11 protein-coding genes are annotated in these 15,999 nt (G+C 68.6%); 3 read left to right on the top strand and 8 right to left on the bottom strand.

Annotation, left to right across the window (positions count from 1 at the left end):
* The first annotated feature begins 103 nt into the window (after positions 1–103).
* A complete protein-coding gene (locus HHX35_RS41750; RefSeq protein ID WP_182904134.1) occupies positions 104–745 on the top strand; it encodes a hypothetical protein in 642 nt (213 codons plus the stop codon).
* A 25-nt stretch (positions 746–770) separates the two neighbouring features.
* Here the strand turns inward: HHX35_RS41750 and HHX35_RS41745 are convergent, their stop codons facing one another.
* The gene (locus tag HHX35_RS41745; RefSeq protein ID WP_182904133.1) at positions 771–1,031 is read right to left on the bottom strand and encodes a hypothetical protein; all 261 of its coding nucleotides are present in this window, start codon (positions 1,029–1,031) and stop codon (positions 771–773) included.
* Between the two features lie 661 nt (positions 1,032–1,692).
* On the opposite strand from HHX35_RS41745, the gene HHX35_RS41740 reads away from it, so the two are divergent.
* Both HHX35_RS41740 and HHX35_RS41735 read left to right on the top strand, forming a co-directional pair.
* Positions 1,693–3,672, top strand: a complete 1,980-nt coding sequence (locus HHX35_RS41740) for an alpha-L-fucosidase (RefSeq protein ID WP_182904132.1) — start codon at positions 1,693–1,695, stop codon at positions 3,670–3,672.
* A 656-nt stretch (positions 3,673–4,328) separates the two neighbouring features.
* Positions 4,329–6,029 carry an RICIN domain-containing protein gene (locus HHX35_RS41735; RefSeq protein WP_182904131.1) on the top strand — a complete coding sequence of 567 codons (1,701 nt, stop codon included), beginning with the start codon at positions 4,329–4,331 and terminating at the stop codon, positions 6,027–6,029.
* 62 nt (positions 6,030–6,091) lie between these two features.
* Here the strand turns inward: HHX35_RS41735 and HHX35_RS41730 are convergent, their stop codons facing one another.
* The 7 genes from HHX35_RS41730 to HHX35_RS41700 all read right to left on the bottom strand — a co-directional run bounded on the left by HHX35_RS41730 (position 6,092) and on the right by HHX35_RS41700 (position 15,771).
* Positions 6,092–8,164: an alpha-galactosidase gene (locus tag HHX35_RS41730; RefSeq protein WP_182904130.1), complete on the bottom strand. Its 2,073-nt coding sequence runs from the start codon at positions 8,162–8,164 to the stop codon at positions 6,092–6,094.
* 91 nt (positions 8,165–8,255) lie between these two features.
* Positions 8,256–9,302 (bottom strand): LacI family DNA-binding transcriptional regulator, encoded by a 1,047-nt coding sequence (locus HHX35_RS41725; protein ID WP_220506522.1) that lies wholly within the window; start codon positions 9,300–9,302, stop codon positions 8,256–8,258.
* Between the two features lie 10 nt (positions 9,303–9,312).
* Entirely contained in the window at positions 9,313–10,650 is a 1,338-nt protein-coding gene (locus tag HHX35_RS41720; RefSeq protein ID WP_182904129.1) for a sugar ABC transporter substrate-binding protein, read from the bottom strand.
* Between the two features lie 31 nt (positions 10,651–10,681).
* A complete protein-coding gene (locus HHX35_RS41715; RefSeq protein WP_220506521.1) occupies positions 10,682–11,491 on the bottom strand; it encodes a carbohydrate ABC transporter permease in 810 nt (269 codons plus the stop codon).
* 38 nt (positions 11,492–11,529) lie between these two features.
* Positions 11,530–12,471, bottom strand: a complete 942-nt coding sequence (locus HHX35_RS41710) for a carbohydrate ABC transporter permease (RefSeq protein WP_220506520.1) — start codon at positions 12,469–12,471, stop codon at positions 11,530–11,532.
* Positions 12,472–12,884: 413 nt separating this feature from the next.
* Complete coding sequence (locus HHX35_RS41705) at positions 12,885–14,348, bottom strand: RICIN domain-containing protein (protein ID WP_182904126.1); 1,464 nt, start codon at positions 14,346–14,348, stop codon at positions 12,885–12,887.
* Between the two features lie 16 nt (positions 14,349–14,364).
* Positions 14,365–15,771: a pectinesterase family protein gene (locus HHX35_RS41700; RefSeq protein ID WP_220506519.1), complete on the bottom strand. Its 1,407-nt coding sequence runs from the start codon at positions 15,769–15,771 to the stop codon at positions 14,365–14,367.
* Between the last annotated feature and the right edge of the window lie 228 nt (positions 15,772–15,999).

Raw genomic sequence — 15,999 nt, 5'->3', positions numbered from 1 at the left:
CGTCCATCCACCGGGGACACCGCCGTAGCACAACCGGGGCCGGCCGGCCCCTCCCCTCATCACGATGGGCCGGCCGGCCCCGCCCCCCATAAATGGAGCGAACATGAAAATCAACAGGACCACGCAGGCACTGGCCGCGTCCGTGCTCGGCCTCGCGCTCGCCGGGGCCGGCCTGGCCGGCCCCGCCGCGGCCGCCGACGACCCCGGCACCGGCAACGGCATCGACGTGTCGGTGAACATCACCCCCACCACCACCCCCGGCCAGCTGTCGATGACCGTGGCCGACAACAACGGGGTGTCCCTGCAGGAGAACGGCTCCGACGCCGCCGCCCGCCAGTTCACCGGCACCCTGCCGACGGTCACGGTGACCGACACCCGCAAGCCCGAAGACATCCCCGCCGGGGAGTTCTGGGCGGTCGTGGGCCAGGCCAGCCAGTTCGTCGCCACCGGCGACCCGGCCAAGACCATCGGCCCCGAATACCTGGGCTGGAAGCCGCGCCTGCTGAGCGACTCCTCCACCGGCGCGGTCTCGGCCGGTGAGCCGGTCTCCAGTGTCGTCTCCGACGGCACCGGCGCCCCCGAGGTGGGCCTGAAGGGCCAGGAACTGCTGGTGTCCACCGCCAACTCCGCCGACGAGATCGGCACCTCCAAGGTCAACGCCGACCTCGCCCTGCGCACCTCCACCGACGTCGCCGCCGGGGAATACCACTCCACCCTCACACTGTCGCTGTTCAACCAGTCCTGAACCGGCAGGCGCGGCGCCACCGCTGTCATTCCACGTTCGACCGGCGCGAGGGGACGACCGGGCGGAGCGCACCGTCGAGTTCACCGTCACCCCCGCCCAGGGCCAGGCCGCGGGCGACGTGGCCGCCTGTCAGAACCGGCCGGACAACCAGCGGCAGAACACCGCCGCCACCGTCTACTACGCGGGCGTGGCTCTGCGGAACAGGGATTTTCCGCGTCGACCTGCCCGACATCGGCGCGGGGGCGGCGAACGGGGCGGCGACCATGCCCATCTTCGCCGTCGCCATCGGCGGACAGCACGCACCTGAACCAGTCGGACGACGTGGCCGGGGGCGCGGCGTGGGACGACCCACGCCGCGCCCCCGGCTCACGCATGCCGGTAGCCGTCCGGCCGGCCATCCCGTTTCCATGCGATGTAACTTTCAGACATCCCATTTCTCGCCATAATCGGACCGGCGCCCTTGGAGACATGGGCTGTCTGCGACCCATGCGAGGCGAGTAACGGCAATGCCGATGCGGCATGCGCAAACGTGCGGACTCGTGTGCCTCGCCAGCGTTTCCACTTGTCGTACGGGCGAGGCCCCGCTGCGCCGCAGTGCGTCGTTCGCACGCGCGGCGGCGGGGGAGTGTGGACAGATCGCTCTGCTTGACATACAACGACATCCAATGTCTCTGCGGTGACCGTCTGCTCATCTCCGTGAAACATCCAAGGGATCGTGTCCATGCGTACCGTCGTCGGGCCCGGGCCGTCGTGGCCGAGTCGATCCTCACGGGGTTGCCGTGCCCAACCGCCGCCGACCGCCCGCCGGCGGCGATCGCGGTCCGCCCGCCGCGATACCCATGAAGGAGAAGGTGCAGGAGGCGGTCACCCGAGCAGGGCCGACGGGGTTGGCCTCGACGGCCGCGCACGCCCAGGAAAATCCCCCCGATCGCGAGAGGTACCTCGCCATGTCCGCATCCTCGTTCCAGTTCAGCCGCAGGCAACTGCTCGCCACGGCCGCGCTCGCCACGGCCGCCGGCGTGCTGAAGGCCGGCCCCGTGTGGGCGAACGCCGGTCCGCAGAGTTACACCGCGAGCTGGTCCTCGGTGGACCAGCACCCGCCGGCCGCCGAGTGGTTCCAGGACGCGAAGTTCGGCATCTACTACCACTGGGGCGTGTTCAGCGTCCCGGCGTACGCCAACGAGTGGTACCCGCGCAACATGTACAACAACGGGTCAAACGAGAACAATCACCACAAGAGCGTCTATGGTGACCCGTCGGTGTGGCCGTACCACAACTTCATCAACGGCGCCCGGGACAAGGCCGGCAACTGGGTGCAGTTCGCCCCGAAGCTGACGTCGGCCGGGGGCAACTTCGATCCGAACGAGTGGGCGCAGCTGTTCGCCGACGCCGGGGCGAAGTTCGCCGGGCCGGTGGCCGAGCACCACGACGGCTACTCGATGTGGAACAGCCGGGTGAACGAGTGGAACTCGGTCGCCACCGGCCCCAAGCTCGACCTGCTGCGGTTGCACGCCGACGCCATCCGGGCCAAGGGCCTCAAGCTGCTGGTGGCCATGCACCACGCCTACAACTTCACCGGCTTCTACCAGTGGGTGCCGTCACAGTCCAGCACCAGCCTCAAGAAGCTGTACGGCCAGCTCGACAAGACCACCGAATACCAGCTCTGGTACGACAAGCTCAAGGAGATCATCGACGGCTACCAGCCCGACGTCATCTGGGAGGACTTCAACCTCAGCCAGATCCCTGAGTCGTACCGGCTGAATTTCCTGTCGTACTACTACAACCAGGCGGTGGCCTGGAACAAGGACGTCGTCGCCACCTACAAGGACGGGTACAACACCAGGGGTGAGGTGGTCGACTACGAGCGCGGCGGCCCGGCGGGCATCCAGACCCCCTACTGGCTGACCGACGACAGCATCTCCAGCTCCAGCTGGTGCTACACCGTCGGCATCGGCTACTACTCGCTGAACGCCATGCTGCACTCGCTGATCGACCGGGTCAGCAAGAACGGCAACATGCTGCTGAACATCGCGCCGATGGCCGACGGCACCATCCCCTCCGGGCAGCGGTCGATCCTGCTGGGCATCGGCGACTACCTCAAGCGCTTCGGCGAGTCCATCTACGCCACCCGGGCCTGGGCGGTCTTCGGCGAGGGTCCCACGCAGATGGGCGGCGGCTCCTTCACCACTCCACGAGCGGGCACCGCGCAGGACATCCGGTTCACCCGCAGCAAGGACAATACGGTCCTGTACGCCACCGTGCTGGGCTGGCCGGGCGCGACGCTGAACATCGCGACGTTGGGCTCGAACCGGATCAACCTGAGCAACCTGGCCTCGGTGCAGCTCCTCGGCTCCTCGGCGGGCCAGTACACCACCCTGCCCAACCGCACCCAGGACGGCTCGGGGCTGCACATCTCGATGCCCTCGTCCAACGCCCCGTTCAGCGCCCCGGCGTACGTGGTGAAACTGACCTTCAACGGCCAGATCCCCGCCCTGGGCTCCGGCGGCACCCCCACCGGCTACGTGCGGATCGCCAACGTCGCCACCGGCCTGGTGCTGGACAGCGGCGGCAACGTGGCGTCGGGGTCGAACCTCAAGCAGTGGAACTGGGACGGCAGCAACAACCTGCAGTGGCAGTTGGTCGACCTGGGCGGCGGCTGGTACCGGATCGTCAACCGCGCCAACGGCATGGTCGCCGACAGCTGGGGCAACACCGCCAACGGCGCCAACGCCAGGCAGGCGGCCTGGAACGGCGGCAACAACCAGCAGTGGCGCCTGAACGATCTCGGCAACGGCCGCTACCAGATCGTCAACCGCGGCACCGGCACGTCCCTCGACGGTATGGGCTACACCACCGCCGGCTCCGCCGTCGGCATGTGGACGCCCAACAGCAGCACCAACAACCAGTGGACCGTCACCGCCATCTGACCACGACCCACCGCACCGCCCGGATGCGGAGGACACCTCCGCCCACGCTGACGAACAGGGCAGGATGAAGGACCCGCGTGCCGGCCGGGCGTGCCGCCGGTGTCGGGAAGCCGCCGGGAAAGGTCGTCCCGGGCGCGAGAAGTTCACGAGGCCAGGTCTCTGAGTTCAGGGACCTGGCCTCCGGTTTCTCCACCGGCAGCACCACCGCCTGGCCCCATGTTCGCGAGTCGATCGGCCTGCTCGCGGCCCGGGCGGCCGTCCTCGTCCCGCGCGCCGTCGAAGACGATCGTCGCTCACGATGAAAAGGGCTCTCCTTCCGGGTTCATGGGCACACGTCCGGGTGGCGCAAGTGTTACCGCTCCCACCAACAGCCGTCAAGGAAGACGCCGGGCGACGTGAATCATCCGCGTCCGCCCGGTATCTTTCCGGGGCCATTTAAGCTGGACTGACCTGCGGTTTAGGTCGATGGCAAGGCTTGGCGGGGCGTATGGGCCGGAGACCGGGGCTTGACACCGTCGACGGCACGCTCTAGACCCTGATGTTACCGATAACTCCGATAGCGCGTCGCCGATCCCGTGACGCCGAACGGCTGGGAGCGTCGCTTCCGCGCGCCTCCGTCGTTCCCGCCTTCACGCCCCCCAACGAGGAGAAGAACGATGCACGACTTACCCGTTCACCCGGCGGCCGGGCGGCGACGGTCGCCGGGCGCCGTCGCCCTGGGTCTGCTCACGGCGCTCGTCACCTTGGCGGCCATCGCGCTCACCTGGACGGCACCGGCCTCCGCGGCCCCCGCGCCGCTGGTGAGCGCCGTCTCCGGCCGTTGCCTCGACGTGAAGGGCAACGTCGACACGCTCGGCACCACGCTGGACATCTGGGACTGCAACGGTCAGGCCAACCAGGGCTTCGAGTTCACCTCGGCCGGCGAACTGCGCACCATGAACGGCACGCGCTGCGTGGACGCGTACAACAACCAGACCTCGCCCGGCACGCAGGTGATCATCTGGTCCTGCAACGGGCAGGCCAACCAGAAGTGGCGGCAGAACTCCGACGGGTCGATCACGGGGACGCAGTCGGGCCTGTGCCTCGATGTGGACCACGCCGGCACCGTCAACGGCACCGCCGTCATCCTGTGGACCTGCAACGGGCAGAGCAACCAGAAGTGGAGCACCACGACCGGTGGCGGCAGCGCCCTCGTGGTCGACGCGGGCAGCGTCGTGCGACCGGTCACCCGCGTCGGCTCGGGCACCCTCTACGGCCTGTCCGACGCGAACACCCCGCCGGTATCGATCATGCAGCCGCTGAAGCTGCACCAGCTCCGTCAGCCGCCGCCGCTGCACGAGCACCGGCCGAACGGCTCTCCGGTCCCGATCGGCGACACGTTGAACATCTGGCAGAACGCCGCGGCCATCGGCGCCGTGATCACGGTCGACATGGCGGACAGCTTCGACGGCTTCCCCTACAACTGGACCAACTGGAACGACTGGTACAGCCGGATCGACAAGATGATCGCGGCGGCCAAGTCCGCGGGCGTCAGCAACATCGACGCCTGGGAGCCGTGGAACGAGCCGGACTGGACCTGGCCGTCGGCGTCGGGCGTCTCCTTCAACGACGGGTGGGTGCGTACCTACCAGCGGATCCGGCAGAGCGAGCCGAACAAGGCCATCATGGGGCCGAGCTACTCGTACTGGAACGTGAACGCGATGCGGGCCTTCCTGACCAACGCCAAGGCGACGAACACGCTGCCGCAGGTCGTGTCGTGGCACGAGTTGAGCGGATGGCAGCAGGTAACCGCCAACGTCCAGGCATACCGGAACCTGGAGCGTGAGCTCGGCATCTCGCCGCGGCCCATCTCCATCAACGAGTACGCCACGACCAGCGAGATCGACGTGCCGAGCAGCGCGAACCACTACGTGGCGCAGTTCGAGCGCGCGGGCGTGCGCGACGCCGAGCGGGCGTTCTGGTACGAGGCCGGCACGCTCAACGGCCTGCTGTACAACGGACAGCCGACGGCGTCCTACTGGATGTACAAGTGGTACGCCGACCAGACCGGCAACGTCGTCAAGGTGACCCCGACCACCTACAACGACGGCGTGGCCGCCTACGACGGCAGGACGTTCAGCCTGGTCTTCGGCGGTCAGGCCGGCAACAACACGATCCGCGTCGACGGGATCGGCGGGCTGGGCTCCTCGGTCACGGCGACCCTCGAGTACGTCCCCGGCTCGGGACGCAAGACGAACGTGGCGGCGGCGACCCGGGTGTGGTCGAACGCCTACACCGTCACCAACGGCAGCGTCACGATCCCGATCGCCAACCAGGACGCCAACGGCGCCTACCGGCTGGTCCTGACGCCGAGATGACATGCACGCAGGAGGCCGCCGGACGCCCGGCGGCCTCCTCGCGCGCGCCTGTCCCCGTATGCCTATTCCCGGACCAGGTGGACCAGGGCGCTGGCGTAGTCGCCGGGCGCCAGATCGGGGAACAGGCCGTGGGTGAGCAGGACGGCCCCGTGGTGAACCTCTCCCGTGGCCGCGTCGCGGTAGCGCGCGTCCGGGTCGAGGGCGCGCAGCGGGACCCCCGGGTCGGCGTGCCCGAACCGGCGGGCGCGGCGGTAGACGAGCACGGCGGCCTCCGCGCCGTCGGCGGCGAGGTACTGCACGGCCGACAGCTCGCGGTCCGGCGGCAGCAGGCGGTACTGCCGGCCGTGCTGGACCAGCGGGCGGATCCGCTTGTAGACGGCGACCAGCTCGGCCGCCCGATCGAGATCGGCCCGGCTCCACTCGGTCAGGGCCCCGCCGATCGCGAGCACCCCGGCCATGGCCACGTGGAAACGGAAGTCGAGGGGGATCTCCCGGCCGGTGTAGGGGTTGGGGCTGTCGGTGACCCACGCGCCCATCACCCGGGCCGGGTAGAGCTGCGAGAAGCCGTGCTGGATGTCCAGCCGGTCCAGGGCGTCGGTGTTGTCGGAGGTCCACACCTGGTCGGTGCGCCGCAGGATGCCGAGGTCCACCCGGCCGCCGCCGCTGCTGCACGACTCGATCCTCACGTGCGGGTGGGCGGCGCGCAGCCGGTCGAGCACGTCGTACAGGGTGTGGACGTGGCCCAGCCACAGCCGCTCGTCCGGGCCGGCCTCGGTGAAGGGGCGGTTCATGTCCCATTTGAGGAAGTCGACGGCGTTCTTGGCCAGCAACTCGTCCAGCGTCCGGTAGAGCCAGTCCCCGACCTCCGGCCGGGACAGGTCGAGCACGAGCTGGTTGCGGTGCTCGGTGCGCCTCCGGTGCGGCCGGTGGATCACCCAGTCGGGATGGGCGCGGTAGAGGTCGCTGTCGGGGTTGACCATCTCCGGCTCCACCCACAGCCCGAACCGCATGCCCAGCTCGTGCACCCGGTCGATCAGCGGCCCGAGTCCGTCGGGAAACCGGTGCGGGTTGGGATACCAGTCGCCGAGCCCCGCGGCGTCGTGGGTGCGAGTGCCGAACCAGCCGTCGTCCACCACGAACAGCTCCACGCCCATCCGGGCGGCCGACTCCGCCAGCCGGATCTGCCCGTCCAGTGAGACGTCGAAGCCCGTGGCCTCCCAGGAGTTGTAGAGCACCGGCCGGACCTCGCCGGCATGCGGCAGCACATGCCGGAGCTGGTGGTCGTGCCAGGCGCGGCTGGCCGCGCTGAAGCCGCCTTCGGTGTAGAGGCCCGCGCACACCGGCGTGACCAGCTCCTCACCGGTGCCCAGCTTCCAGGTCACGGGGTCGTGCCCGGCCCCGGCCGACAGCGTCACCCGCTCGGTGGGAAGGCGCTGGGCGGTGAGCCGCCAGCTCCCGCTCCAGGCCAGCGCGCACGAATAGACCGCGCCGTGCTCCTCGCCCGCCGTGCCGTCGTCGACCATCGCCCAGGGGTTGGCCTGGTGGCTGGTCACCCCCCTGCGGCTGGTCAGGACGGTCTCGCCGTACGGCAGCTCGGCGCGGTGCAGGCGGGTCTCCGCGCCCCACTGACCGCGTACGGAGCTGAGCCGGTAGCCGTTCAGCCGGGGGAGGACCCAGGTGGCGGAGTCCGCCCGTACGACGGTGACGGGCTCGCCCTCGTTGCGCAGGACCAGGTGGCGCTCGATCACGTCGCCGTACAGGCGGTAGTGGCACTCCACGGCCAGCGGGTAGTGACGGTCGGCGTACGCCAGCACCAGCTCCCGATCGGTGCGGCGTTGCCCGGTGAAGACGAGCTCCAGGTCGCGGGTGCCGTCGGCGAAGCGCACCTGCAGGCCGGCGTGCCCGTAGCACAGGCCCCCGGTCGCGACCAGGTCGAAGGAGCCCTCCAGCGGGTCCTCCACCGGCCGGAAGCCGGGCCGCGGCAGCCGCAGCAGCAGCGAGGCCGCCTGCTCGGCGGTGAGCCGCGGTCCCCAGTGCAGGACGCGCGGCCGGTCGGCCTCGTCGAGGTGCAGTACGTAGGAGGAGGACGGCCCGGACAGCACCCACAGGCGGTGTTCGGAGTCGTGGTGGATCATCTCAGCCTTTCGACGGCGAAGGAGAAGGCGGCAGGCATGCCGGACCGCTCCGCCCGCGTGGCGCGGCGGAGGGCCGTGGAGACTCGGGAGATCAGGCGGGCGCGGGGCCGCTGCTCTCCCGCACGATGAGTTCGGGCTCGCTCCAGGCAGGGACGGCCGGGGCGTTCTGCGGGTCCAGCCTGCGGTGCAGCAGGCCGAAGCAGGCCCGGCCGAGGCCCTCGAAGTCGAGCCGCACCGTGGTGAGCGAGGGGTTGAGGTAGGCGGAGGGCGGGGAGTCGTCGAAGCCGACCACGCTGAGGTCGCCGGGGATGTCCCGCCCGGCCTCGCGGGCGGCCCGCATGACGCCCAGCGCCAGGTCGTCGTTGCCGCACAGGACCGCGGTGACCGAGCGGTCCGCGAGCAGGGAGCGTACGGCGAGGTAGCCGGATCGAGGGCTCCAGCCGCCGGGCAGCGGCTCGGGCACCGGGCGGCCGGCCGCATGCAGCGCGTCCTGCCAGCCCTGGGTGCGCTGCGGCAGCGCGCTGGTGGAGGAGGGGATGGCCACGTAGTGGACGGTGCGATGTCCCAGGCCCAGCAGGTAACGGGTCGCGTGCGCGGCCGCCGCGCGGTCGTCCAGCCAGACCTGCCAGGGGTCGTCGGGACCGTCGTCGGGCTGCCGCTCGACGGCCGCCGCGACCGGGACGTCCGCGGGCAGCGCCCGCAGCGCGCGCACGCCCGCGTCGTCGAAGGCGATCACCATGGCCGCCTCCCCGGGCCGGTTCAGCCGCAGGGCGATGTCCGCCTGGCCGGAGTCCCGCTCCAGCACGCTGATGCCGACGGAGAAGCCGGCCGTCCTGGCCGCCTCCTCCATGCCGCGCAGCGTGGCGGCGGCGCCGTACAGGGCGGTGTCGGAGGTGAGGACGGTGACCGAGCGGACCGGCCCCCCGGCCAGCGCCTGGGCCAGCCGGTTGGGCCGGTAGCCGAGCTCGGCGATGACCTGGAGGACCCTGGCCCGGGTCGCCTCGCTGACCCGGGCCTTGCCGTTGATGACGCGGCTGACGGTCTGCTGGGAGACACCGGCCACCCGGGCGACGTCCCAGATGCTCGCCGACCGCGTACGCGGAGCGTCCTGGGCAGGCATGTGACCGGTAACTTCCATGAGTCAGACCTTACTTGATGGCGGCGTTGGCCTCGGTGGTGATCTTCTGGGCGGCGTCCTGCGGCGACAGCTGGCCCAGCCAGACCTGGTTGAAGATGTCGAGTGCTTTGACGTTGTAGACGTCGGCCGCCTCGGTCAGCGGGTAGCCCATGGTGGTGCCCTCGGCGGCCTTCTTGAAGCCGCTGACGTCGACGCCCTTGGCCTTCCACGCGTCGGCGAAGACGTCGTTGAGCGAGGGGATGCCCGGCCAGACCGCGCCCGCCTGGGCGACGGCCTTCTGATGGCGCTCGGACGTCAGCCACTTGAGCAGCTCCCACGCTTCCTTCGGGTGCTTGGTGCCGGCGTACACGGCCTCGGTCAGGCCGTTGTAGACGCTGCCCTTGCCGACCGGGCCCGCGGGGAGGTCGGCGACGCCGAATCCGCCGTTCGGCAGCGCGGTGTCGAAGGCGCGCAGCATCCAGCTTCCGTCCATCGCGGCGGCCGCCTCGCCGCGCCCGACGACCTGGTCCAGGGACGGGCCGTTGGGCGGGTTGGTGACGGTGGCGGGCACCGCGACGTGATACTTCAGCCGCAGGTCCTGGACGAACTGGATGGCCTGCACGCAGGCCGGCTGGTCGATGGTCCACCTGCCCCATGGCTTGTCCTGGAGCGTGCAGCCGTTCTGCAGGGCGAAGTTCCACCAGTCCTGCTGACCGGTGGGCGCCTGCATGGCAAGGCCGTACTGCTTGACCTTCTTGGGGTCGAAGCCGGGCTCGCCGGCGTGCTTGCCGTTCTCGTCGACCGTGAGCTTCTGCAGCGTCTTGACGAAGGTGCCGCCGTCGGTGGGGTTCCAGGTGAGGCCGTCGAGGTCGGCGGGGGTGAGCCCGGCGTCCTTGAGGGCCTTGGTGCTGTAGAAGAGCCCGATCGTGTCCCAGTCCTTGGGCAGGCCGTAGACCTTGCCGTCCACTTTCCAGCCCTCGGCGAGCTTGGGGTCGTAGATCGAGGTGTCCACCTTGTCCTGGGCGATGAGCGGCGCCAGGTCGGTGAGCACGCCCTCCTTGCTGAACTTGGGGAAGTAGGAGACGTGGTCCCAGAACACGTCGGGGGCCGAGCGGCCGGCGAGCTGCGTCTGGAGTTTGCTCCAGTAGTCGTTCCAGGCGTTCAGCTCGATCTGCACCTTGATGGTCGGGTGGGCCTTCTCGAACTCCCGGATCGACTGCTCGATCGGCGGCTTCTGCACCTCGTCCCACATGGCGTACCTGAGCGTGACGGCGCCGCCGGTCGAGTCCGAGTCGTCTCCGCCGCCGCACGCGGCGAGGGACAGCAGGGCCGCCGTCGCGACAGCCGATAGTGCGATTTTTCTGGACATATGTTCATGCCCTTCTCTCTACGGGGGGTGGTTACTTCAGCCCGGTGAGGGCGATCGAACGGACGATGTGCCGCTGGAACAGCAGGAAGATCACGACGAGCGGCAGCAGCGCGAGGGCGGCGGCCGCCAGGATCAGGTGATACTGGGAGGAGTACTGGCCCTTCAGCGCCGAGATGCCGAGCGTGACCACCCGGGTCGCGTCGCCGTTCGTGACGATCAGCGGCCACAGCAGCGTGTTCCAGGTCGTGATGAACGTGATGGTCGCGAGGGTGGCCAGGATCGGCCGGCTCAGCGGGAGCAGCACCCGGACGAGGACGGTGAGCGTGCCCGCGCCGTCGATGCGCGCGGCCGACTCCAGGTCCCGGGGAATCGTGCGGAAGTACTGCCGCACCAGGAAGATCCCGTACGGCGTGCCGAACGCGGTGGGCAGGATCAGCCCGAGATAGGTGTCGATCAGCCCGAACTCCCGCATGATCAGGAAGAGCGGGACCAGGGTGACGATCTGCGGCACCATCATCGTCGCGAGATAGCCCCAGAACAGCACGTCGCGGCCGGGGAACGACATCCTGCCGAAGGCGTAGGCGGCCATCGTGCTGAACACGACCTGGCCGGCCGTGACGGCCCCGGCGTAGACAAGCGAGTGCAGCAGGAAGCCGGCCATGTCGTACTGCGACCAGACCTGGGCGAAGTTCTCGAGCGTGACGGGGAAGGCGGGCTCCCAGGCGGGGGTGGTGAGCACCTGCGCGGGTTCCTTGAACGCCGAGTTGAGCGTCATCAGGTACGGCGCGACCGAGACCACGGCGCCCGCGAAGAGCGCGAGATACAGAGCGATCCTCTTCATCTGCGTCCTCTTCATGTGGGTCCTCTTCATCGGGGTCCTCAGGAGAAGTCGTAGACGGTGCGCTTGCGGAAGTAGAGGAACTGCACCGCGGTGACCAGCAGGATCAGCGCGAACAGCACCATCGCCAGCGCCGAGGCGTAGCCGGACCGGAAGAGCTGGAACCCCTGCTGATAGATGTGGAAGTTCAGCACGTCGGTGGCGCCGCCCGGGCCGCCCTGGGTCATCACGAAGACCGTGTCGAAGATCTGGAACGACCCGATCGTGTTCGTCACCAGCACGAAGAACAGCGACGGCCGCAGCAGCGGCAGGGTGATCATGAAGAACCGCTGCACCGGTGTGGTGCCGTCGATCGCCGCGGCCTCGTACAGCGTGTGCGGAATCGCCTGCAGCCCGGCCAGCAGGATCAGCATCGTGTAGCCCGTGTACTGCCAGACGTTCACCGAGGCGATCACCGGCATGGCCCACGCGGGGTCGGTGAGCCAGTTCGGGCCGTCGATCCCCACCACGCCCAGCACCTGGTTGACCACGCCGTATCTCGGGTCGAACACCCAGGACCAGATGATGCCGAGTGCCACCGGCATGGCCATCCAGGGCAGCACGAAGACCACCCGGAGCACCTTGCCGCCGAGCATCCGCCGGTTCAGCGCCAGCGCCAGCAGCAGCGCCAGCACGGTCTGCGCCGGGATGTTGAGCACCACGTAGTAGATCGTGTTGAGCACGGCCCGCCACACCTCGGGATCGGCGGCCAGTTCGCGGTAGTTGTCCAGCCCGACGAACGACGGCGCGCCCATCAGGTTCCAGTCGAACAGGCTCAGCGCGGCCACGCCGAAGATGGGCGCCACCAGGAAGAGCAGGAAGCCGACGAGGCTCGGCGCGAGCAGGGCGTACGCCTCGGCGACGGCGCGAACCCGCGCCGCGAGCCGGCGCTCCACCCGGCGGTGCCCCTGCACAGACCGGTCGTAGGTAATGTTATCGATCACATTCTCTCTCCATAAGCCACCAGGGACCCGGAGGATTCCGGTGATGCAGAGAAGAGTTACCGATAACATCGGTGACGTCAAGTGCCCGTCGATGCGCGGCGACCAAGCGATCCGCGTGGAGGACCGGGCGGTGCGGGGGCGCCCACGTCGCCAAGGGCGTGCGCGACGCGGGCCGGCCGCGGTTTCGTGACCGTGCCCATCCGTTCGACCTTGCGCGACCTTTCAGCCGTTGACCGGGATCGGACATCCTCGTCCGACCTGATATGACGAATGCCCCGGCACAATGCGTGCCGGGGCATTCCAGATCTCGGACGGCCGGTCACGACCTCATCGTCGCGATCAGCCGGCGTTGATCCGCCGATGCCGAACACCAGTCATGAGCGGCTGCAGGTTGGATGCACGCCACAGGAATTTCAGAGCCCGATCGACGCCTGGGGACCTGCGTAGGTCTTCACGAGCGAGGGGACGTTCGCGGCGGGGTCGAGGCGGTAGGAGTAGAAGCTCGACGGGGTGAAGGCCGAGCCGCCGGTCTCCTTCTGCCCGCTGCAACTGACGCAGATGCTGCCGGTCTGCTTCAGCTCGGCCGTGTCGTCACGGTAGTAGGGGCTGTTGACGTGGTCGTAGTAGGTGTTCTCGATCACCATCTTGGTCTTGCCGCGTGAGTAGTTGCCGTAGCCGGTGATGTTCTGCATGTAGTTGTTGTAGAGGTGGGCGTAGGCGACGTTGTCGGTGCTGGGGTTGCGGACGTCGTTGTCGTGGATCCAGTTGTGGTGGATCGTGATGCGGGCGGTGACGTTGGGCGTCCAGCCGATACCGAACGCCTTATGGCCCTCGCCGATGACGTTCCAGGACACGGTCAGGTAGGAGGTGTCCTTACGGCTGTCGATCAGGCCGTCGTTCATCCGCACGATGTAGTTGTGGTCGAGCCAGACGTGATGTGAGGTGTCCATCTGGACGCCGTCGAAGTCGTAGAGCTTGTCGTCGGGATCGTCGTCGGCCATCCGCGTGTCGCGGATCTGCAGGTTCCGGATGATCACGTTGCTCACGTTGTTGAGGTTGAACCCGCCGTTGACGATCTGGCCGTTCTTGCCGACGCCGACGATCGTCTTGTTGGACGCGACCTTGATCTCGGTGCCATACGGCGTGACCGTGATCGGGGCGTTGACCCTGATGATGTAGGGGCTGGACGAACCGGCGTACTTGATCAGGTCGGCCAGGGTGGTGACGGTGACGGTCTGGCCGCCCGCGCCACCGGTGGTGCTGCTGAGACCCATCCCGCTGGTGCCGGCGAACCCGTCGGGGGCGCTGGAGTAGGGCACTGAAGGCCCTGACGTCGGAGTCGTGGTCGGGGTGGGGGTGCCGGCGGTGGGGTTGAAGCGCCATTGCATGCGGGCGATGTCGGAGCAGGGTTCCTGGACGATCGGGTTGCCGCCCGAGGTGGAGCCGTCCTTGTTGCTGACGCACAGCCCGTTGAAGTTGCTCTTGAGCAGGTAGCGGTCGGCGGTGCTGGAGGGTGTCAGGGTCCAGGTCTGGTTGGTGCTGGCCCCGCACGTCCACTGCCACAGCTGGACGCCGCTGTCAGAGGAGTAGTTGGGCACGTCCACGCATTTGCCGCTGTTGACGTTGACCAGGCCGTAGGCCCCGTTCTGGGAGACGACGCGGAACTGCTGCTCATCGGCGGCGCTGTCGCAGGCCAGCTGCGTCAGCACCGTCCCATTGGCCGTACCGGCGCCGTCGACCGTCACGCACTTGCCGCTGGAGCCCGACGCGAGGGTGTACACACCGTTCGCGACCGGCGTCGCGGCCTGCGACGGCCAGGCCGTCAGACCGACGAACGCCGCCGACACCACGGTGGTGACCGCGAGGGATCGTTTCATGGATCACTCCTGCTTGTTAGTAAACGGGGTTCCAGCCGTCGGAGCCGGCCAGGTATTTCTGCGGGGTGTAGTTCGCGGCCTGCGAGTCGCTCATCTGCGGCCGGTTGGAATTGACCGTGGCGCCCGAGCCGGTGTTCTTGTACTCGAAGAACCGGGCGTTCTTCCAGGAGTTGCTGGACATGTCGGTCCACGGCTGGGAGGTCTTGATGGCCACGCTGAGCGACGACTCCCGGTAGAGCACCTGCGCGTCGGCCCGCCACGGACGGCCCAGATTCGTGTTGTTCTTGCCGGCACCCGTGATGCGAGACTTGTAGAACAGGAATCCGTAGGTCTTGGTGGCGGGGGTGCTGGCCGCGGTCATCGTGCCGCCGGTGCTGCGCTTCTCGTAGATGTCGCAGTTGTCGAACACGGCCGTGCCGCTGCCGAAGATGAAGTCGGTGGTGCCCTCGACGTAGGAGTTCTTCACGTACGTGCGGGCGTTGTCGCTGCCGAGCAGGAAGGTGTCCTGGTCGCCGAGGACCCGTACGTTGATGAGCTGACTGCGGTCGCCGTCGACGCGCAGCGCCACCGCCTGGTGGCCGTCCGGCGTCGAGTTCTCATCGAAGTCGTTGGAGATCGTCAGATTGGTGACGATCGCCTCCTTGCCGGTGATCCGGGCGGTGAAGCTGCCGGACGTGCCACTGGTGTAGGCGGACCGGTTGTTGACGATCAGCGTGGACGAGGGGGAGGAGCCCGTCCCCTGAAGGGTGACGTAGGGCTTGTCCATGATGACGATCTCGCGGTAGGTCCCCGGCTTGATCGTGATGACGCGGCGGGTGGTGTTGTTGGACGGCACCGCGTCGATGGCCGCCTGCACGGTCCGATACTGCCCCGTGCCGTCCGCCGCCACGGTCACGGTGGAGCCGGTGGAGGTCGTGGTCGGGGTGGGGGTGCCGGCGGTGGGGTTGAAGCGCCATTGCATGCGGGCGATGTCGGAGCAGGGTTCCTGGACGATCGGGTTGTTGCCGGCGGTGGAGCCGTCCTTGTTGCTGACGCACAGCCCGTTGAAGTTGCTTCTGAGCAGGTAGCGGTCGGCGGTGCTGGAGGGTGTCAGGGTCCAGGTCTGGTTGGTGCTGGCCCCGCACGTCCACTGCCACAGCTGGACGCCGCTGTCGGAGGAGTAGTTGGGCACGTCCACGCATTTGCCGCTGTTGACGTTGACCAGGCCGTAGGCCCCGTTCTGGGAGACGACGCGGAACTGCTGCTCATCGGCGGCGCTGTCGCAGGCCAGCTGCGTCAGCACCGTCCCGTTGGCCGTACCGGCGCCGTCGACCGTCACGCACTTGCCGCTGGAGCCCGACGCGAGGGTGTACACACCGTTCGCGACCGGCGTCGCGGCCTGCGACGGCCAGGCCGTCAGACCGACGAACGCCGCCGACACCACGGTGGTGACCGCGAGGGATCGCCCCGGAATCCGCGTCCGTGCGGCGGAGGCTAGAGGTCTTGCGTGCGCGCTGCCTGATGACGGCGGGCTGTCGAGCATGACGTTCTCCTAATGAGTGTTAGCGAGTCGCCTTCCGGCAGACTCGGTGCCTGGTAGCCCCCGGCAGGTGAGCACTTGGTTCTCCTGGGCTTCGAGCCCTGATGAAAGATCGTGCCCCTGCCGGTCGGC

The organism is Microbispora sp. H10830, assembly GCF_014161375.1.
GTDB classification, from domain to species: Bacteria; Actinomycetota; Actinomycetes; order Streptosporangiales; family Streptosporangiaceae; genus Microbispora; species Microbispora catharanthi.
This window is presented reverse-complemented; position numbering and strand designations above follow the sequence as displayed.

What these genes read in the sequence shown, in the direction of transcription:
- HHX35_RS41750 (WP_182904134.1), top strand. Translation starts at nt 104, where the DNA reads ATGAAAATCAACAGGACCACGCAGGCACTGGCCGCGTCCGTGCTCGGC.
- HHX35_RS41745 (WP_182904133.1), bottom strand. Translation starts at nt 1,031, where the DNA reads ATGGCGACGGCGAAGATGGGCATGGTCGCCGCCCCGTTCGCCGCCCCC.
- HHX35_RS41740 (WP_182904132.1), top strand. Translation starts at nt 1,693, where the DNA reads ATGTCCGCATCCTCGTTCCAGTTCAGCCGCAGGCAACTGCTCGCCACG.
- HHX35_RS41735 (WP_182904131.1), top strand. Translation starts at nt 4,329, where the DNA reads ATGCACGACTTACCCGTTCACCCGGCGGCCGGGCGGCGACGGTCGCCG.
- HHX35_RS41730 (WP_182904130.1), bottom strand. Translation starts at nt 8,164, where the DNA reads ATGATCCACCACGACTCCGAACACCGCCTGTGGGTGCTGTCCGGGCCG.
- HHX35_RS41725 (WP_220506522.1), bottom strand. Translation starts at nt 9,302, where the DNA reads ATGGAAGTTACCGGTCACATGCCTGCCCAGGACGCTCCGCGTACGCGG.
- HHX35_RS41720 (WP_182904129.1), bottom strand. Translation starts at nt 10,650, where the DNA reads ATGTCCAGAAAAATCGCACTATCGGCTGTCGCGACGGCGGCCCTGCTG.
- HHX35_RS41715 (WP_220506521.1), bottom strand. Translation starts at nt 11,491, where the DNA reads ATGAAGAGGATCGCTCTGTATCTCGCGCTCTTCGCGGGCGCCGTGGTC.
- HHX35_RS41705 (WP_182904126.1), bottom strand. Translation starts at nt 14,348, where the DNA reads ATGAAACGATCCCTCGCGGTCACCACCGTGGTGTCGGCGGCGTTCGTC.